The sequence below is a fragment of the Lysinibacillus pakistanensis genome (assembly GCF_030123245.1).
Lineage (GTDB): Bacteria > Bacillota > Bacilli > Bacillales_A > Planococcaceae > Lysinibacillus > Lysinibacillus pakistanensis.
Genome location: NZ_CP126101.1, coordinates 1,187,775 through 1,206,170, shown reverse-complemented (window position 1 = coordinate 1,206,170; position 18,396 = coordinate 1,187,775). Strand labels below are relative to the sequence as shown.

Below are 18,396 nucleotides of genomic sequence, written 5' to 3'. Positions count from 1 at the left end.
TTAAAAGTTGTTCTCCTTTATTCACATTCCATCCCCACTTTCCATATGTCCCCAAATTAATTCAATTACGCCCTAGTGTAATTGCGTCCGTATTTTTTCGAGCTCACTCGAAAAGCTCCTCTTCAAAAACCATTGACATTCGCCAGGGTTTTTCTTGATTTACTAGGCGTTTGTATGCTCGCTAAATTAAGGTGAATATTCTGATATCTTAAGTATTAAAGTACCCAATCAATTTATTCCATATAAATTGATTGGGTAGTTGTACATTTGATTAAAAACGTAACGATAAACAGCTTAACCCACCATCATGTTTTCTGAATTCAGACATCTCAAGCTCAATTGTTTGATAGCCCAAATCATTTAGCTTACGGTTAGTTTCTGGGTACCCGGCTGGTATAATCACATAATCATTAACTTGAATACAGTTTGCTGAATACTCGTGTTCCTTTGGAATAATAATTTTTTCATAGGAGGCAAATGCCGGATGATCGATAAACTCACCTGCAAGAACCATGCGATTTTGACCCACATAGGCAATCCCTGTTTTTAAATGGAAGAATTCTTTTAATGGGATAATCGTTGCCTCATAGCCCTCTTTTTCAACTATTTCTTTAAATTGTCTTGCTCCCTCTTCATTTGTTCTGTCCGAAATACCAACATAAAATTTCTTTTCAGCCTGTAGCACATCTCCACCATCAAGCGTTCCAGGACCTTCAATATAATATATTTTCTCATAGAATTTTTTTACTGCTGGTTCAATATCTTCTATTTCACGATTGCGAGCCTCTGCACCTGGATTTGAAATAATCGCAAACTCAGATGTTAAAACAGCAGTGTCTTCTACAAATGTTGAATCTGGAAATGCCTCGTTTGCAGGAAGTTGAGTTACCTCTACACCACATGTTTTTAACGCTGCCACATACTTTTCATGTTGTTCAAATAATTTCTCCAATACTGGTTTTCCTAGATCACTTGTTGTTAAACCGTTTACAAAACTATTACCTGGATTTTTTACAATAACATTTTTAAACATCATTTCGTCTCCTTTATATTTAACTAGCAATACTTACTAATCAGAGGGATGAAGTACATTCCCCCACTTTATCCCCTTACCACTGGACAAGTTAGACAAGTAGGACCACCTGTTCCTTTTACTGTGATTTCATTACCTTTGTATTCATAAACGGTAGCCCCTGCATCAAGTAGCTGCTGTTTTGTTATTGGATTTCCTTGTGGAATTACACACACTCTTGGTGCTAGGGCTAGCACATTGCAGCCTAACGCATCATATTCATCTTTTAAAACCTCAATCAATTGAACACCTCGTTCGATTAGTAGCTGGCGGAAGAATACTGGCATTAATCGCGAATGTACGACCGCCAAATCTTTATCAACCATGCTAATAAAGGACATTAAGTGTAAACATTCTGCCTCTCCTAAATCATGTGGAAGCTGGACAACTATAAATTCATCCACAATATCTGCCGTCATATCCTTTAGCTGACGAATTGCTTCATCATTTGTTCGATACCCTCTCCCTACAGCAAGTGTTCTATCATCTAGCCAAACAATATCGCCGCCATCTGAAACTGCATCCCCTGTTAACTCGCCAATGATTGGAATACCTTTATCTAGTAAAAAGTCTTTATAAACGGCTGCTTCAGGTTGTCTGAGTGTTTTACCAGATTTTAAAATAATAGCTCCTTTTGGGGTAAATTTGACTGGATCATGTGCATAAAGGGAGTCTAAACCTACACTCTCTGATTCTGGTAAATAATCAATTTTTTTCACATACTTTTCAAGAATCGCTATAAAATCCGCAAATTCTCTTAGTGCCCCATCAAAATTTGGTTCTGATAAGTAGTTAAATGTTTTCCATTCATCTCTAAGATGCTCCTGGTTTCGGAAAGCATCCTTTGGATGTTTTACTATTACGTGTTTTAAAGGTGCATACATTGATGAACAATAATGCATTCCCTTCACCCCTTTTCCGTTTAGTGGAAAACGTTTCCGTTAAGAGGAAAGTTTATATGAAAAATATATGTGTTTTATGCTATACTGTCAATATATTTAGAAAAGTTTTTATATTCGCACTGCCTTTTGGAGTAAAAATGAATACTTGCGATATTTTCATATGTAAAGGTAGCACTGTAATTATGGAGCTAGACGCAGACAAGGAATAAAAATAAAATAATAGGAAGGAGAGGTGGGAATGACATGCAATTATTAGAACGTGCAATGACCATAGCTAAAGTTTTAGCTACTGAAACAAGTGAAAACAGCTTGTCTATATCAGAGCTTTCAGCAAAATGTGATTTGCCACTTAGTACATTACATAGAATTTTAAAAGCGATGATTAAGCAAGGAATGATTGAGCAAGATGAGCAGACGAAACAATACCGACTTGGTACAATATGGATGGAGCTTGGTTTGCAAGTGTATGATACGATGGACTACATTAGTAAAATAAGACCTGAATTAGAGCGTTTAGCAAGAAAAGTTGAGGAAAGCGTTTATTTAAGTAAACCCGCTGGATTAGATACGATTATTATTGAAAGAATAGACAGCGCTGCTAATCCAATTCGTATTTACGATCAGCTAGGAATTCGTATACCCATGCATATAGGTGCTGCAAATAAAGCCATTTTAGCTGCTATGCCTGTTGATCAAGCAAATGAAATCATGGAGCAACTTATGCCACATGAGGAAATCGCTGAATTTAAGGCACAGCTTGCTATAATAAGACAACAAGGTTTTGCCATTAGTCATGGGGAAAGAACAGCAGGAACCTCTTCTATTGCCGTCTCCATCCTAAATGGTTTTGGTGAGGTAGTAGGTGCCGTAAGCATAGGTTTTGTAAGCTTCAATGTTTCTCCAGAACATATTCAAAACCTAACAGATTCTCTAGTGGAGACTGGTAGACGTGTCTCAGCTAAGCTTGGCTATCGAGGTAAATAAGATGCATTCTCTTTATCTTCATTCAGCAGAAGACTCCCACCTCTACAGGTGGTGTGATGAATGCGGTTTTGTTTCCTTTTCAGCGGGTGTCCAATCACCTACTGAATGAAGATAATGCCTCCGGCGGATGTCACGGATTTTCAAAGGAATGAATTGTGCGGGCACAATTCAAAATCCAGACGCAATTACGCTAAGGCGAAATTGATTAAACAAAATTAAGGAATGATTTTCTGTCTGTAAAGGTTTTTTTCTTGAAAGGTTATGTGAAAACTGTTGCACTGAACGTCATCGTATGTTAAATTATTATGGTATGTGAAATACCGAACTGAAATAATAATCTTTCAGCATTGACAGTAAGGAGGGAATACAACATGCCAAAACAATGTGTAATCACTGGACGTAAGGCTCGTACTGGTAACAACCGTTCCCACGCTATGAACGCTAACAAACGTACTTGGGGTGCTAACCTTCAAAAAGTTCGTATCTTAGTTGACGGTAAACCAAAACGTGTATGGGTTTCTACTCGTGCATTAAAATCAGGTAAAATCGAGCGCGTTTAATCGCTGCTTCTAAAAAATCGATTTGGCTTATAGCGCAAATCGATTTTTTTCTTTCTAACTGGGCATACTACCAACCGCCTTCGTGCATTTAAATATAGTGCAACATATTGTAAGCAGCTAGATAATTACCTAAAGCCTCTATTCATTACACTGAACATAATGAATAGAGGCTTTTATTTTCTCAGAACTATAAAAAGAATCTATAATTGAACAGTCTAATAGAACAAACGCTAGGGCAGAAAAAAATCCGACCAATATTAGTCGGATTTTTTTACTTTCTTGTCTTTTTTAAAAAGATTGATACATGTACGCGTAATACTACTCACAACTTTTGGCAACTGAAAAGTATAGACTTTCAGGACTATCTCCTCCTTACGCTAATCTATGCTTCTTATCATTAAACATATGCCTTTTGAGAAAGATATAGACCCTGAATCACCTATTATTTCATTACTTGTAAATCGAGATGTACCTAACGTAATTTCTTCATCAGTTGTTTCATATTTCACTTGCCTTAAAGTAACATTTTTTATCGTCTCTTCATGTGCAAAAAAGGACAAATAACGGTACTGTTGATCTGCTTGAATAATGTGAGTACCTGGCATTAAAAATTGCAATAGATTTGCATGATTCATAATCTTTAAGACAATATGTGGATGCTCCCTTTGCAAACGATAAATGGAGCGGATTGCTGCCTCATAGTGATCCAAGCGTCCACCAGTAACACCTGTGAGTATAATCTCTGATGGTTGGTAGGTATAGGCCTTTAACAGCGCTAAATCAGTATCTGTTTCATTCTTTTCTTCCTGAAATCGCTGCCTATCATTGGTATGCTTCATCACAAGCTCATATTCCTCATGTGTTAAAGAGTCAAAATCACCAACTATTGCATGCGGTGTAATGCCTTGCTCAATTAAATATAGTGCTCCTCGATCAGCCCCAATAAATAGTACATCCTCTTTCTTTGAAAATGAAGCAAATGAACATAGCTCCTCTTTAGGACCACCAGCACAAACAACAACTAGTGTCATCCTTTAATCGCTGCCTCACCAGCAGCAAGAATTTCTTGAAGGGCTGCTGTACGATCCTCTTTGCTATAAATAGCTGAGCCTGCTACAAAAATTGTAGCACCTGCCTTAGCACATGGAACTATTGTCTCTGCATTAATGCCACCGTCTATTTCAATAGCAATATCAAGATTACGCTCTTTAATGATTGTAGCTAATGCTTTAATTTTTGGCACAACAGAATGGATGAATTGTTGTCCACCAAAGCCCGGATTCACTGTCATAAACAGTACCATATCAATATCCTCTAAAATATGTTGAATCGATTCTATTGGTGTATGTGGATTTAACACAACACCAGGTTTGACTCCTAATGAACGAATTAACTGAATTGTACGGTGTAAATGGCGGCAAGCTTCTACATGCACCGTAATATAATCTGCTCCCGCTTTGGCGAATTGTTCAATATATTGATCAGGATTTTCGATCATTAAATGAACGTCTAGCGGTAAATCAGTTAAAGGACGAATGGCATCTAATACGATAGAGCCGAAGGAAATATTTGGCACAAAATGTCCATCCATTACATCAATGTGAATAAGCTGGGCACCCGCCTTTTCTACTTCCTTTACTTCTTCTCCTAATTTAGCAAAATTAGCTGCTAAAATTGATGGTGCAATTTGTATCATCATTAATACCTCGGCTTTCGATCCATAATTTCTTGCATAAATTGTTCGTAGTGCTTATAGCGGTATTCACGAATTTCTCCCGCCTCTACAGCTACCTTCACGGCACATTTTGGCTCCTTTAAATGTAAGCAACCTCTGAATTTACAATTCTCCGCTACTTGAACCATTTCAGGGAAACATGCGCCTAATTCTTCTTTTTCAATGTCATCAAAATCAAAAGAACTAAATCCAGGTGTATCTGCTAATAGACCGTCACATACCTCTATTAATTCCACATGGCGTGTTGTATGTTTTCCCCGTCCTAAGCTTTGTGAGATAATACCTGTTTTTAAATTTAAATCTGGAATTAAAGTATTTAACAATGTGGATTTGCCAACACCAGATTGTCCTGCTAACACAGAGGTTTTTCCTTTTAAAATCGGCTGAAGCCGTTCTATTAATTCTTCCTCCCCTTTATAGGTTTGCAGTACAGTATATCCCATGCTTTCATAATCTTTTATATAGCCTTGCAATTCCTCACGTTCATGTTCCTCTAGCAAATCCATTTTTGTTAAACAAATAATCGGATGAACATGAAATGATTCTAAGACAACTAAAAATCGATCCAGTAAAATCGTATTAAAATTAGGTTCTTTTACAGAAAACACAAGAATGCCTTGATCAATATTAGCAATTGGAGGGCGTACTAATTCATTTTGGCGATCCATTATTTTTTGAATAGTACCGTCTGATCCCTCTGTTTCAAGCGTATATTCTACAATGTCGCCAACGAGTGGGGATTCCCCGCGATTGCGAAATACCCCACGTCCTCGACATTGTATTAATTGAGCTCCATCATAGACATAATAATAACCACTTAATGCTTTGCGTATTTGGCCTTGCGCCATCCAATTCCCCCTTATTTAATATCATCATAGTTGATTTTATCTGCAGCAATGATATCCGAATCACGAATAATTTTATAGGCCGCTTCTTGACCCTCACCTATAACAAGCTGTATTTTGTATTCAGTATCAGCCGTGATAGGAAATGTGTCATACGTATCTACCATTGAATGAGTTTTATCTTGAATTTCGATTCGAACGGTTTGTTCTAAGCCTTCCTCATTTGGTTTATACTCAATTTTGATTATTTTGACAAAAGTTTTATCAGGCTTTTTAGCAGGTCCCTTGCTTAAGATAACACTTACTGTTGAACCTATCTCAACTTCTGCTTCAGCCTTTGTCAATTGTGAAATAATACTTCCCGCTGGTATTGTATTGTGATTTTCTTCACGAACTATATGCAATTTTAAGCCTTTATCTTTTAAATACGCTTCTGCTTGAGCCTTAGTATAATTCACAATACTCCCCACTTTAACCAATTGTACACCCTTACTAACTTTAAATAGTAAAGTTGTATCTTTGGCGATTACTTCAGTACCTTCCACTGGCTCCTGACCAATAATAGTACCAGCCTGCTCTTGTGAATAAACTTCTTCAGATTTTATATCCGCAAATGTGTCCTTGAGTAATGCTTCCACTTGGCTAAATGGTCGCCCTTCATAATTATCAAGCTTTGTCATTTCTTCTCCAAGACTGACGATTATATCTACTTTCGTTCCTTTTACACGCTCTGCCTTTTCTGCCGGATCTGTTTCAATCACCTTATCCTTTTCTACTTCCTCATCATTACGTGATTTTATCTCACCTACAACAAAGCCATCTGCTTCTAATCTCTTTTCTGCTTCCTCAACAGTTAAACCAGTCACACTAGGTACAGGTATCTTTTTTGGGCTAAAAAGCTCCGTAGCAAATAAAAAGTATAAGAACACCACGATTACTGTGATGAATAAGCCAGCAACATATTTCGGCCATTTTTTCTTTTTCTTAGTAGGCGTTACCTTGTCAATTGTCTTTTTGGGGTCTTGTTTTGGTTTGGATTGTGTAATAGGTTCAATGGCTCTAGTTTTCGTTAAATCCTCATTATTTCGTATCGCTTGGTCCTTTATAATAGGAATAGCCTTAGTGGCATCATTATCAAATGGAATAGCAAATTTAGGCTCGTTTATACGATTAGGCGATAACACTGTTTCTAAATCTTCCTGCATTTCTTCTACTGTCGAATAACGATGAGCAGCATCCTTTGCTGTAGCTTTTAGCACAACATTTTCCAAGCTCTGTGGTATTGTAGCATCAAATGCGCGAACAGATGGTGTCTCAGCTTGTAAATGTTTCAAGGCAATCGACACAGCCGACTCACCTGAAAAAGGTAATTCTCCAGTCAATAATTCATATAATACAATACCAAGTGCATATATATCTGATTTGTTTGTAGCTGTACCACCACGAGCCTGCTCTGGTGATAAATAGTGAACAGTACCAAGCACAGAATTTGTTTGCGTAAAGGATGTTGCACTTAACGTCATTGCTATACCAAAATCAGTGACTTTCACATTTCCTTCAGCATCCATTAAAATATTTTGAGGCTTAATGTCACGATGAATAATGTGATTTTCATGGGCATTAGCAATTGCAGACGTCAACTGCTTCATAATATGCACACTTCTAGCAGGAGAAATTGGTGCATATTCCTGTATGTACTGCTTTAATGTTTTTCCTTGAACATACTCCATAACAATATAATGTAGATCTCCATCATCGCCTACATCATAAATACTAACAATATTGGGATGTGTAAGGCTTGTAGCAGAAAGTGCCTCACGTTGAAAACGTCGATGTAATTCATCCTCATTTGTGAAATCATAGCGTAATATTTTTATCGCTACATCACGATTTAAGATCATGTCATGTGCCAAATAGACATTAGACATACCCCCGCCACCAATGAGTTCAATAATTTTATAGCGGTCACTAATTCGTTTTCCTACAAGCATACTTACACCTCCTCATCTTGCCTTGTGAGCAGCACGAGGGAGATGTTGTCTTCCCCCCCACTTGCATTTGCTAATTCCACAAGTTTTCTTCCCTTTTCTTCTATGGAATCCGGATACGTAATAATAGACGCCATTTCATACACTGTTAATTTATTGCTTAAACCATCAGAGCAAATGAGTAAATACGAATCTGATGCTAAATCCACTTCATAAAAGTCTAGTTTAATCGTTTCTTCTGTGCCTAAAGCTCTTAAGATGAAATTTTTTTTCGGATGTGTTAATGCTTCCTCTTCACTAATCTCACCATTTTCAACCAAAACATTTACATATGAATGATCTCTTGTTATTTGTTGTGCACCATCATCAAAGAAATAATACACTCGGCTATCACCAACATGTGCAATGAAACAATGATTGTCTTCAATTAACACTGCAATAAACGTCGTGCCCATTCCTTTACAGTCTTCATGTGATAAAGAATAGTCATAGATATTTTTATTCAGTTGCTTGACTGTTTGTAATAACCACTCTTCTTTTGATGTCGTAGATGCAAAATGATGTGCTTCTGCCTGTAAAAAAACTTGTTCCATTTGTTTCATTGCCATATCACTCGCAACATCGCCAGCATTATGACCGCCCATGCCATCCGCTACGAGTGCTAGTGCAAGTCCATCTGGACGTTTAAAAAATGCAGCACGGTCTTCATTAATTGCTCGTTTTAACCCAATATCACTTTCGACTGTGTATTTCAACACTGGTCACCTCGTCTCTTCAGATCTCTCTTGCGCACGTAATTGACCACACGCAGCAGCAATGTCAGAGCCTTGCTCACGGCGGATTGTTACGTTAATGCCATTTTTCTTTAATGTTTTTTCAAAAGCAAAAATTTGACTACGAGATGTACGCACATAATCACGCTCTGGTACGTAGTTTACTGGTATTAAGTTGACATGGCACTTAATTCCTTTAATTAATGCAGATAATTCTTCTGCAATTTCTACTGAATCATTTTCACCTGACATTAAACCATACTCAAAACTCACACGTCGGCCAGTTTTTTTTGTATAGTAACGAACAGCCTCCATTAATTCATCCAATTTATAGGCACGTGCGATTGGCATTAATTTTTGGCGTGCCTCTTGGTTCGGTGCATGCAGAGATACAGCAAAGTTAATTTGAAGCTGTTCATCAGCAAATTGATAAATTTTTGGTACGATACCCGAAGTCGAAACAGTAATATGACGCGCTCCGATATTTAAACCTTTTTCATGGTTAATGACTTTTAAGAAGTTCATCATCGCATCATAATTATCGAAAGGTTCTCCAATTCCCATAATAACGATATGTGAGACACGTTCTCCCACTTCATCTAATGTTTGCTGAACCTTGACAACTTGTTCCACGATTTCTCCTGCTAATAAATGGCGCTTTAAGCCACCTAAAGTGGAGGCACAGAACGTACAGCCAATTCTGCACCCCACCTGTGTTGTCACACAAACAGAGTTACCGTAATCATGACGCATTAATACCGTTTCAATAGAATAGCCATCCTGTAATTGAAATAAAAATTTAATGGTACCATCTTTGGATTCTTGCTGAACAATGGTTGACAATGTTGTTAAAGCAAAGCTTGCTTCAAGCTTTTCTCGTAATCCCTTTGAAAGGTTAGACATTTCAGCAAATGTCTTTACACGTTTATTGTATAACCAGTCAAAGATTTGTGCTGCACGAAATGGTTTTTCACCATTTTCCTTTAACCACTCTTCTAACTGCTCTGGTTGTAAAGAATAGACAGATTCCTTTAAATTAGGCTTTTCTTTTTTTGCGCGTCGAACAGGCTTTTCTTCTGCTTCGTCAACTAAATCGTTGATACGTTCATTAAATTTCTCTTGATCCACCATTAGTTGGATCCTCCTTTTTTACGAAAGGCGGCGACGAAGAAACCGTCACTGCCAAAGTCTTGTGGAAAGACTTGAAGCATGCCATTTGCTTGCTTTTCCGCTAATTTTGTTGGTAAAGATTCTAGTTGTATCGCTTCCATCTCAGGATGCGCTGTTAAAAAGGCATTTACAGTGCCCTCATTTTCTTTTTTATCGACTGTACAAGTACTGTACACAAGTTTCCCTTCTATTTTCAATACTTTTGTTGCAGCATCAAGCAATGCCAATTGTATTTTTTGAAGGTTTTCTAAATCTTCTTCACGCTTTGTATATTTAATATCTGGTTTACGACGCATAACACCTAGACCACTACAAGGAGCATCGACTAAAATAGCATCAAAGGATTCTGGCTGTAGAAAATCTGGTGCTTTACGGCCATCAATAGGCGCAGTTTCTACTATATTAATACCAAGACGATCTGTATTATGGTCGATTAAATCTAATTTATGAGGATGAAGGTCGGTCGCTAAAATCGACCCCTCATTGTTCATGATCTCCGCTAGATGTGTTGTTTTCCCACCTGGTGCGGCACACATATCTAACACACGCATACCGGGATTTGGATGTAGGACATTTGCTGGAATCATCGAGCTTTCATCCTGAATCGTAATCAGCCCTTCTTGGAATGCTTTTGTTCGAGCAGGCTGACCATTTGTTACATGTAAGCATTCTGGCATCATATCGCTTTTTTTAGCCGTTAAGCCTTCCGCTTCTAGGCTGGCAATCGCTTCCTCGACATTTACTTTTGTTGTATTAACGCGGACAGTCTGTACTGGTGGAACATTATTTTCCTGTAACATCTCAGTCGCTACTTCCATACCATAGTTATCCACAAAGCGTTGCACTAACCACTCTGGATGGCTTGTTTCAATAGCAAGGCGCTCAATTGGATCTTTAATTTCATCAGTAGAAGCTACACCCTGACGTAAAATAGATCGTAAAATACCATTAACCATTGAGGCAATACCTTGGTGACCTCGACGCTTAGCAATTTCTACAGCCTCATTCACCGCTGCATGTGGCGGAATACGCGTTAAATAATGTATTTGGTATAGGGATAATCGTAAAAGCCAACGCACCCAATGATCCACAGAGCCACGAATAAAGGGCTCTAAATAATAATCAAGTGTCATTTTATATTGTAGGGTGCCATACGTAATTTCTGTTAAAAGAGCACGATCCTTCGCCTCAATTTTATGTCGCTTGATCGTTTCACTTAAAAGTAAATTACTATAGGCTTGATTTTTATCTATTGCTAAAAGAATAGAAAGGGCAGCATCACGCACATTTCCATCCCAAATAACTACGCTTTTTTTACTCATTTAAATTGGTCCCCAATCTGTAATTTAGAACCTGTACCACGCAAGTATTCTTCAGCTATCATACGTTTTTTACCAGCTGGTTGAACATCATATAGTGCAAGTGTTGTGCCATTTCCAGCCGCAACTTCAAAATAATCCTTTGAAATGGCAACGACTGTACCAGGACGAGCCTCGTGCTTTGTGTTGCCAACCTTAGCCCACCAAATCTTAAAGTTTTCACCCTCAAAGGTTGTATAGGCTACTGGCCATGGATGCAGTCCTCGCACCTGATTGTATAAAGTTGCAGCATCCTTTGTCCAATCGATACGCTCTTGTTCACGTGAAATATTACTTGCAAAGGTTACCTGTGCTTCATCCTGTACTGTTCGACTATTTGTTCTATTAATAATAGAAGGAAGTGTATCTTTTAATAATTCTCTGCCTACTACACTGAGCTTATCAAATAGACCACCTGTATGGTCATCCTCTTCGATTGGGATAGCCTTCTGAGATATAATATCACCTGCATCAAGCTTTTCAGCCATATACATGATTGTTACACCTGTCTCTTTTTCACCATCAATAATCGCTTGGTGAATCGGTGCACCTCCACGATATTTGGGTAAAAGTGATGCATGAACGTTAATACATCCAAGCTTGGGTGCATCAAGTAATGCTTTCGGCAATATTTGTCCAAATGCGGCTGTTATAACTAAGTCAGGCTGTAAATCAAGGATTTGCTGTAATTCCTCAGAACCTCGTAGCTTTTCAGGCTGTATAACGGATAAGCCTAATTCTATAGCAGCAGCCTTTACAGGTGGTGGCGTAAGAACACGCTTCCGGCCAACTGGACGATCTGGCTGTGTAACAACTGCTTTGATATCATATCCTTCATGGTGTAGCATACGCAAAATTGGAGCAGAGAAATCTGGTGTTCCCATAAAAATTATTGATGTCATATTATTCCTCCTCTTCTGCGTACATTGCCTCAAGTTCGTCCTCTGTGACAATTCGTTTGATTTTTGAATCGAATAGCACGCCATCTAAATGATCAATTTCATGTAAAATAGCTCGAGCATCAAAGCCTCCCGCTTCTAACTCATAAACGCGTCCTTCACGATCACATGCTTCGATTTTCACGTAGTCAGGTCGCTCAACCTCACCGTATAACCCTGGAAAGCTTAAGCAGCCCTCAATATCTATTTCTGCGCCGTCTGTTTCGATAACAGTTGGGTTAATCATTTCTAATATATCTCGTTCCTCACCAAGCTCAACAATTGCAACACGCAAGCCAACATTTATTTGAGGTGCTGCAATCCCAACCCCATCATATTCAACCATTGTGTCATATAAATCATCCAACAGCGTAATTATGTCTTCATTTATTTCTGTTACCTCAGCGCATGGCGTAGATAAGACCTTTGCTGGATGTTCTACAACTTTTTTTATAGCCATTTTCTGTTTCCTCATTTCTACTATTTCAGACTTTGCTACTCTGTAAAGTCAATATTTTTAAAAAATCTATTAATAATTCTTTCAATTATAATTAGATTGTTGACGGATCTAAATCCACTGTCATTAATATCCCTTGTTTTATCCATTCTGCTCGATACATTGCAAGAAGGCGCTGTAAGACAGCAATCAGATTTGGTTCAATTTTATATTTTATCAAACATTGATAGCGATATCTATTTTGGAGACGACTAATACTTGCAGTTGTTGGACCAATAATAGCAACTTGATTAGATAAATTTCCTCGTAGCCAATCCGCCGCACGTCCAGCATATTCCGCTGCCATCATAACATCCTCATGAGAGATTTGAACAAGCGCAACAAAAAAATAAGGTGGATAGCTTGAACGACGACGTAAAAACATTTCTCGTTCATAAAATGGCTCGTAATCCTGTATTTTTGCCAGCTCAATAGCATAATGCTCTGGGGTATACGTTTGTATAATAACCTCTCCATGCTTGTTATGTCTTCCAGCCCTACCACTTACCTGTGTTAACAACTGAAATGTTCGCTCCGCCGCACGATAATCGGGAAGATGTAATGATGTATCGGCACTCAACACACCTACTAGCGTAATATTAGGAAAATCAAGCCCTTTTGCAATCATTTGTGTGCCTAGCAAAATATCTGCCTGTTCTTCTCCAAATGCCTGGAGAATTTGTTCATGCGCACCTTTTTGCTTTGTTGTGTCCACATCCATCCGAAGCACCCTCGCCTCCGGAAAAAGCTTATAAATTTCTTCCTCCACTTTTTGTGTACCTGTACCAAAGTAGCGAATATGCTCGCTTTGACATTGCGGGCAAATTCGTGGAACACGCTCCTCATACCCACAATAATGACATTTTAATTTCTCAGTTGTACGATGATATGTGAGCGAAATGTCACAGTTTGGACATTGCACAACCGTACCACAATCACGACAAAGCACAAATGAGGAATAGCCTCGGCGATTTAAAAACAACACCATCTGCTCTTGCTTCTCTAGCCTTATACGCATTGCCTCAACAAGCTGCTCAGAAAACATAGAACGATTTCCTTTTTGAAGCTCCTCTCGCATATCAGCAATAAAAACAGTTGGTAACGCTTGATGCAGAGCACGTTGCTTTAATGTAAGTAAGTTATAAACACCCTTTTTAGCCCTAGCGAATGATTCCAATGCAGGCGTTGCACTTCCTAAAATAACAGGACATTTATGAAATTCACTTCGCCAAATTGCTACATCTCTTGCATGATATCTTGGTGAATCTTCTTGCTTATACGTAGATTCATGCTCCTCATCTAAAATAATTAAACCAATATTTGTGAAAGGCGCAAAGATAGCTGAACGAGCTCCTACAACAACGCTCACCTTTCCCTGCTGAATTTTACGCCATTCATCATACTTCTCTCCAACAGATAGTCCACTATGCATAACAGCAACCAGTTCACCAAAGCGACTACGAAAACGCTCTGTCATTTGTGGTGTTAATGAAATTTCAGGCACCAGCATAATGGCTTCCTTACCATCATCTAAGACCTTTTGTATCGCTTGTAGATATACTTCAGTTTTACCACTTCCTGTGATACCGTGTAGTAAAAAAGTTTTCGCTGTCTGTTCTTCCATCGATGTAGTAATTGCCTCTAGTGCAATATGCTGTTCATCCGTCAGCTGCAATGATTGAGTACGAGAAACCTCCCTTGTGAAGGGGTCCCGATATACCTCTTCATGTATAAAATGGGCTGCTCCTTTTTCGATAACTGACTGGAGTACTGCGGAAGATACACCAGTTTCCTCATAGATTTTCTGTGGCAAAAGGACCTCTCCAAGATGTCTGCCCATCCACTCAATTAGCTGGCGCTGTTTGGCTGCTCTCGCTGCATCTTCCATTGCCCTGTCTATATCTTGCTGATTATGTGAAATTTTAACCATCCTTATTTCTTTCACATTTCCTTGCTGCTTTACAACATTTTCAATTTTTACGATTTTATTAGTTATAAGCTGCTTTAATAATGGAAGTAATTCAGCACGCTCGAATTCTTTAAAATTAGCCTGTTGTCGCTTACCAAAAATTGCTTTAGCCTCATCTGGTAAAGCATCATTTTCCTCTTGTAGCGTAATAATTTTCTCATATTTTGCTCGCAGTGCAGATGGAAGCATGACCTGTAAGGCATCAATTTCATAGCATATTGTTTCGTTTTTTAACCACTTTGCCATCAATAGCATTTCTTCCGTTAGCACGGGCTCTATATCTAATATTTGTGTAATAGCCTTAATTTTATTTTGTGGTACCTCTGTTTCGTTTTTTAATCCAACTACGAAGCCTAGGACATTTCTTGGCCCAAACGGTACTTTTACACGACAACCCATTTCAATAACATTTGACCATTCTACCGGCACTTTATAATCAAATGGATGATCGACATGATATGTTGAAACATCCACTATAACCTCTGCAATTAAATAGCTCATTGCTCCTCACCTTGAATAAGAAATGCCCAAAACGCCTTCGCAAAAAGCTCAGCATTCGATGTATCAAAAGGTTCCCCGTTTATTTGTGCTTCATCACTAAAATCAATCCATTTATCAGATGTAATGGTTAACATAGGTTCACCAATAACCCTTTGTCCAAAGGTTATTGCAACTGTTCCTTCAATCGATAATGTTGGCGCACCTTCGATTGCAGGGATATTTGCCGCATGGATGAAAATAGCCTGCGGATATTGTTTTTTATAATCCTCAAGTTTTGCCAAAAGTTTATGCACGTTCGCATCTTCTTCATCTAAAAGGATTGTTTTTGCTCCAAGTACCTTGGCCTCTTGGGCAATCGCTTGACCAATTCTACCGTTAGCATACGCACTGATTATATGTTGTTCGTCCACAGGCATATAAAATGCTCCCGCTGTAATAACTACAATTTTTCCGGAAAGTCTCTTTGCTGTTTCTGAAAAATATTCTTGGACAATCGCTGTTATTTTTTCCGGCTCCTCTAAACGTCCCTTCCCGATATACCCACATGCTAAAAATCCTTCTGAAGGCTCAATAAATTGATAGCCATCAGATGCAAGCTGAGCCAAATTCCGTTTAACCGCTGGATGATCATACATATGCACATTCATAGCTGGTGCAATCCAAACGGGTGCAGTAGTGGCTAACAGGGTTGTGGTTACCATATCATCAGCAATGCCATTTGCCAGTTTTCCTATGATGTTGGCTGTCGCAGGAGCAACTAACACTAAATCTGCCCAATCCGCCAAATCGATATGGGCAATAACGCTAGAATCCTTTTCATCAAACGTATCGAAAAAGACATCATTTTTGGACATCACTTGAAAGCTCAATGGATTTACAAATTGTCTTGCGGATGCTGTCATGATGACTTTTACATTCGCCCCTGCCTGCGAAAGCTTGCTAACAAGAGCGACAGCCTTATAAACCGCTATACCACCTGAAACACAAAGTAAAATATTTTTATTCATGCATAATATCGTCCTTTCAAAGGATAAGCTCCCAAAGGATCATTCCTCGGGAGCTTTCGGCATTCTGTATAATCAAAAATCCACTGCAAGACTTTAACATTAATGGGGCAAAAGCTATTTTACATCCATGTTAGATTTCGTCTTCGTACACAGTTGACTCATCCTGTGATACCTTTGTAAGTACACCTGCCGCTACTTCTTCAAGTGCTTTTCCTACATATTTATGGGAAACATACTTGTGTAAGCGTTCTGTATCTTGTTCTTCCTGCATTTGACGAGCACGTTTTGATGCTAGACTTACTAATGAATACTTTGAATCGATCTCTTTTTTTAATGCATCTACTGATGGGTATAACATGGGTTTATTCTCCTCTCAACATTGACAAATATCTTTTTTCCACACGTTCTCTACGACAATGCTCAGCTTTTATAATCGCATTAATACGATCACAGGCATTCGTCACTTCATCATTCTCCACAACATAGTCATACAAGCTCATCATTTCAAGTTCTTCACTTGCAGTAGCAATGCGTTTTGCAATGATATCCTCTGTTTCTGTCCCACGTCCAACTAAACGATCTTTTAATTCCGTTAAACTTGGAGGGGCTAAGAAAATAAATAAGGCATCTGGTGCTTTTTTACGAATTTGTGCTGCACCCTGCACTTCAATTTCTAAAAACACATCACGACCTGCATCCAGTGTTTCGTTCACATAGGCTAGTGGTGTGCCATAATAGTTACCGACAAATTCTGCGTGCTCTAATAAGCCACCCTGTTCAATTAGCGCTTCAAATTCTACACGCGTCTTGAAAAAATAGTCTACACCATCTACTTCACCTTCGCGAGGATTTCGTGTTGTCATCGAGATGGAATACTCATAGTTCGTATTCGGCTGAGAAAATAATTCTTTTCGCACTGTCCCTTTACCTACACCAGATGGGCCAGACAGAACAATTAATAATCCACGTTCTTTTATCATTTATTCTCTATATCTCCCTTAATTTATAACAGATGCAATAGGCTATTCAATATTTTGAACCTGCTCACGCATCTTTTCTAAAATTGTCTTCGCTTGAACTACCGCTACTGCCGCCTCTGTAGATTGATTTTTGGAGCCAATCGTATTAATTTCACGATGAATTTCCTGCATTAAAAAGTCTAATTTACGCCCTACAGAAATCGTTTCTAATAACGTCTCCTCCAGTTGGTTAAAATGACTATCTAATCGGTCCAATTCTTCAGTAATGTCCACACGTTCAGCAAATATCGCTACTTCTGCAAGTAAGCGATCCTCTAACAACGCACCATCAGCTATTTCTGTAATTCGCTCCAATAATCGAGTACGATATTTTTCTACAGCTAGTGAGGAGAATGATCGAATCTGGTTCACCTGTTCCGTTAGCTGCTGTTTATATTGTACGACAACATCATGTAGCTCTTGCCCCTCACGCTCACGCATTTGAATTAATTGCTCAATTGCTTGCGTAACCGCCATTTCCACAGCTCTTAGTAAATCCTCAGGTGTAAGCTGCTGTTTTTCTTGGACAAGTGCTTGTTCAAGTGATAGTAGCTCTTGCATCGTCCATTTTTCTTCTAGTGGTACTTTTTTTGCTAATTCCTCTTTTGCCTTACGATACGCTTCAATTAATGACCAATTAATCTCGATAGATTGCTCGACATTTTCTAAATCCTTCACATAAACCATCACATCTATTTTGCCGCGTGACAAAGCTTGTGAAATTAGTTTCTTTGCAAAAATTTCTGCTTCAAGCCATTCTTTCGGAAATTTTGCATGAATTTCTAAAAAACGATGGTTGACCGAGCGCATTTCTACGGTTAATTGAAAGTCCCTTGTTGTTGTGACACCTCTGCCAAAACCAGTCATACTACGCACCAAGGTTCGTCACACCTTTCTTTGCATACTGGAATTATTATAACATAAGCTCTGCCATTTATGATGTCTCTCCGTAAAAAATTAGAGCAATTTCGCCTTAGCGTAATTGTTGCTGTCGCTTTGCTTTCGCTACGAAAACAATGCATACAGATTTTGACTAGGCGGACACGACGTCGGTATTTCTATAATGTCACAGGGACGTA

General features: G+C 38.6%; 19 protein-coding genes. 2 read left to right on the top strand and 17 right to left on the bottom strand.

Annotated features, from left to right (window positions below; genetic code table 11):
* Positions 1–271: 271 nt before the first annotated feature.
* Both QNH24_RS05630 and QNH24_RS05625 read right to left on the bottom strand, forming a co-directional pair.
* Positions 272–1,033 carry a dimethylarginine dimethylaminohydrolase family protein gene (locus QNH24_RS05630; RefSeq protein WP_283871125.1) on the bottom strand — a complete coding sequence of 254 codons (762 nt, stop codon included), beginning with the start codon at positions 1,031–1,033 and terminating at the stop codon, positions 272–274.
* Positions 1,034–1,101: 68 nt separating this feature from the next.
* Complete coding sequence (locus tag QNH24_RS05625; protein ID WP_283871124.1) at positions 1,102–1,974, bottom strand: dimethylarginine dimethylaminohydrolase family protein; 873 nt, start codon at positions 1,972–1,974, stop codon at positions 1,102–1,104.
* Positions 1,975–2,217: 243 nt separating this feature from the next.
* Here QNH24_RS05625 and QNH24_RS05620 point away from each other — a divergent pair, with 243 nt between their 5' ends.
* Both QNH24_RS05620 and rpmB read left to right on the top strand, forming a co-directional pair.
* Positions 2,218–2,958: an IclR family transcriptional regulator gene (locus tag QNH24_RS05620; RefSeq protein WP_283871123.1), complete on the top strand. Its 741-nt coding sequence runs from the start codon at positions 2,218–2,220 to the stop codon at positions 2,956–2,958.
* Between the two features lie 371 nt (positions 2,959–3,329).
* A complete protein-coding gene (rpmB, locus tag QNH24_RS05615; protein ID WP_054770615.1) occupies positions 3,330–3,518 on the top strand; it encodes a 50S ribosomal protein L28 in 189 nt (62 codons plus the stop codon).
* A 257-nt stretch (positions 3,519–3,775) separates the two neighbouring features.
* Here the strand turns inward: rpmB and spoVM are convergent, their stop codons facing one another.
* From spoVM to QNH24_RS05540, 15 genes are all read right to left on the bottom strand, one after another.
* Positions 3,776–3,877, bottom strand: a complete 102-nt coding sequence (spoVM, locus tag QNH24_RS05610) for a stage V sporulation protein SpoVM (RefSeq protein ID WP_283872749.1) — start codon at positions 3,875–3,877, stop codon at positions 3,776–3,778.
* An 18-nt stretch (positions 3,878–3,895) separates the two neighbouring features.
* On the bottom strand, positions 3,896–4,549 hold the full coding sequence (locus tag QNH24_RS05605; RefSeq protein ID WP_283871122.1) for a thiamine diphosphokinase: 654 nt from the start codon (positions 4,547–4,549) through the stop codon (positions 3,896–3,898).
* Positions 4,546–5,214: a ribulose-phosphate 3-epimerase gene (gene rpe / locus QNH24_RS05600; RefSeq protein WP_283872747.1), complete on the bottom strand. Its 669-nt coding sequence runs from the start codon at positions 5,212–5,214 to the stop codon at positions 4,546–4,548. Before rpe ends, QNH24_RS05605 begins: the two co-directional genes overlap by 4 nt.
* A gap of 2 nt (positions 5,215–5,216) precedes the next feature.
* Positions 5,217–6,101, bottom strand: coding sequence for a ribosome small subunit-dependent GTPase A (gene rsgA / locus QNH24_RS05595; RefSeq protein WP_283871121.1), 885 nt, complete (start codon positions 6,099–6,101; stop codon positions 5,217–5,219).
* Positions 6,102–6,112: 11 nt separating this feature from the next.
* Positions 6,113–8,089, bottom strand: a complete 1,977-nt coding sequence (pknB, locus tag QNH24_RS05590; RefSeq protein ID WP_283871120.1) for a Stk1 family PASTA domain-containing Ser/Thr kinase — start codon at positions 8,087–8,089, stop codon at positions 6,113–6,115.
* A gap of 2 nt (positions 8,090–8,091) precedes the next feature.
* Entirely contained in the window at positions 8,092–8,841 is a 750-nt protein-coding gene (locus tag QNH24_RS05585; RefSeq protein WP_283872746.1) for a Stp1/IreP family PP2C-type Ser/Thr phosphatase, read from the bottom strand.
* Positions 8,842–8,847: 6 nt separating this feature from the next.
* Positions 8,848–9,990 (bottom strand): dual-specificity RNA methyltransferase RlmN, encoded by a 1,143-nt coding sequence (gene rlmN, locus QNH24_RS05580; RefSeq protein ID WP_283871119.1) that lies wholly within the window; start codon positions 9,988–9,990, stop codon positions 8,848–8,850.
* Positions 9,990–11,351 (bottom strand): 16S rRNA (cytosine(967)-C(5))-methyltransferase RsmB, encoded by a 1,362-nt coding sequence (rsmB, locus tag QNH24_RS05575; protein ID WP_283871118.1) that lies wholly within the window; start codon positions 11,349–11,351, stop codon positions 9,990–9,992. The genes rlmN and rsmB overlap by 1 nt, the downstream gene beginning before the upstream one ends.
* Entirely contained in the window at positions 11,348–12,289 is a 942-nt protein-coding gene (gene fmt / locus QNH24_RS05570; RefSeq protein WP_283871117.1) for a methionyl-tRNA formyltransferase, read from the bottom strand. The genes rsmB and fmt overlap by 4 nt, the downstream gene beginning before the upstream one ends.
* A 1-nt stretch (position 12,290) precedes the next feature.
* The gene (gene def / locus QNH24_RS05565; protein ID WP_283871116.1) at positions 12,291–12,785 is read right to left on the bottom strand and encodes a peptide deformylase; all 495 of its coding nucleotides are present in this window, start codon (positions 12,783–12,785) and stop codon (positions 12,291–12,293) included.
* Between the two features lie 91 nt (positions 12,786–12,876).
* Positions 12,877–15,291 (bottom strand): primosomal protein N', encoded by a 2,415-nt coding sequence (priA, locus tag QNH24_RS05560; protein WP_283871115.1) that lies wholly within the window; start codon positions 15,289–15,291, stop codon positions 12,877–12,879.
* Entirely contained in the window at positions 15,288–16,298 is a 1,011-nt protein-coding gene (gene coaBC / locus QNH24_RS05555; RefSeq protein ID WP_283871114.1) for a bifunctional phosphopantothenoylcysteine decarboxylase/phosphopantothenate--cysteine ligase CoaBC, read from the bottom strand. The genes priA and coaBC overlap by 4 nt, the downstream gene beginning before the upstream one ends.
* A gap of 130 nt (positions 16,299–16,428) precedes the next feature.
* Positions 16,429–16,656, bottom strand: coding sequence for a DNA-directed RNA polymerase subunit omega (gene rpoZ / locus QNH24_RS05550; RefSeq protein ID WP_004227380.1), 228 nt, complete (start codon positions 16,654–16,656; stop codon positions 16,429–16,431).
* A gap of 4 nt (positions 16,657–16,660) precedes the next feature.
* Positions 16,661–17,278, bottom strand: coding sequence for a guanylate kinase (gmk, locus tag QNH24_RS05545; protein ID WP_274795908.1), 618 nt, complete (start codon positions 17,276–17,278; stop codon positions 16,661–16,663).
* Between the two features lie 42 nt (positions 17,279–17,320).
* A complete protein-coding gene (locus QNH24_RS05540; RefSeq protein ID WP_283871113.1) occupies positions 17,321–18,196 on the bottom strand; it encodes a YicC/YloC family endoribonuclease in 876 nt (291 codons plus the stop codon).
* Positions 18,197–18,396: the final 200 nt, after the last annotated feature.

Bases quoted from the DNA above. Each gene is read 5' to 3' on its own strand.
- QNH24_RS05625 (WP_283871124.1), bottom strand. From the start codon at position 1,974: ATGCATTATTGTTCATCAATGTATGCACCTTTAAAACACGTAATAGTA.
- rpmB (WP_054770615.1), top strand. From the start codon at position 3,330: ATGCCAAAACAATGTGTAATCACTGGACGTAAGGCTCGTACTGGTAAC.
- rpe (WP_283872747.1), bottom strand. From the start codon at position 5,214: ATGATACAAATTGCACCATCAATTTTAGCAGCTAATTTTGCTAAATTA.
- rsmB (WP_283871118.1), bottom strand. From the start codon at position 11,351: ATGAGTAAAAAAAGCGTAGTTATTTGGGATGGAAATGTGCGTGATGCT.
- rpoZ (WP_004227380.1), bottom strand. From the start codon at position 16,656: ATGTTATACCCATCAGTAGATGCATTAAAAAAAGAGATCGATTCAAAG.
- rsgA (WP_283871121.1), bottom strand. From the start codon at position 6,101: ATGGCGCAAGGCCAAATACGCAAAGCATTAAGTGGTTATTATTATGTC.
- QNH24_RS05620 (WP_283871123.1), top strand. From the start codon at position 2,218: ATGCAATTATTAGAACGTGCAATGACCATAGCTAAAGTTTTAGCTACT.
- def (WP_283871116.1), bottom strand. From the start codon at position 12,785: ATGGCTATAAAAAAAGTTGTAGAACATCCAGCAAAGGTCTTATCTACG.
- coaBC (WP_283871114.1), bottom strand. From the start codon at position 16,298: ATGAATAAAAATATTTTACTTTGTGTTTCAGGTGGTATAGCGGTTTAT.
- rlmN (WP_283871119.1), bottom strand. From the start codon at position 9,990: ATGGTGGATCAAGAGAAATTTAATGAACGTATCAACGATTTAGTTGAC.
- priA (WP_283871115.1), bottom strand. From the start codon at position 15,291: ATGAGCTATTTAATTGCAGAGGTTATAGTGGATGTTTCAACATATCAT.
- QNH24_RS05605 (WP_283871122.1), bottom strand. From the start codon at position 4,549: ATGACACTAGTTGTTGTTTGTGCTGGTGGTCCTAAAGAGGAGCTATGT.
- QNH24_RS05630 (WP_283871125.1), bottom strand. From the start codon at position 1,033: ATGTTTAAAAATGTTATTGTAAAAAATCCAGGTAATAGTTTTGTAAAC.
- pknB (WP_283871120.1), bottom strand. From the start codon at position 8,089: ATGCTTGTAGGAAAACGAATTAGTGACCGCTATAAAATTATTGAACTC.
- fmt (WP_283871117.1), bottom strand. From the start codon at position 12,289: ATGACATCAATAATTTTTATGGGAACACCAGATTTCTCTGCTCCAATT.
- gmk (WP_274795908.1), bottom strand. From the start codon at position 17,278: ATGATAAAAGAACGTGGATTATTAATTGTTCTGTCTGGCCCATCTGGT.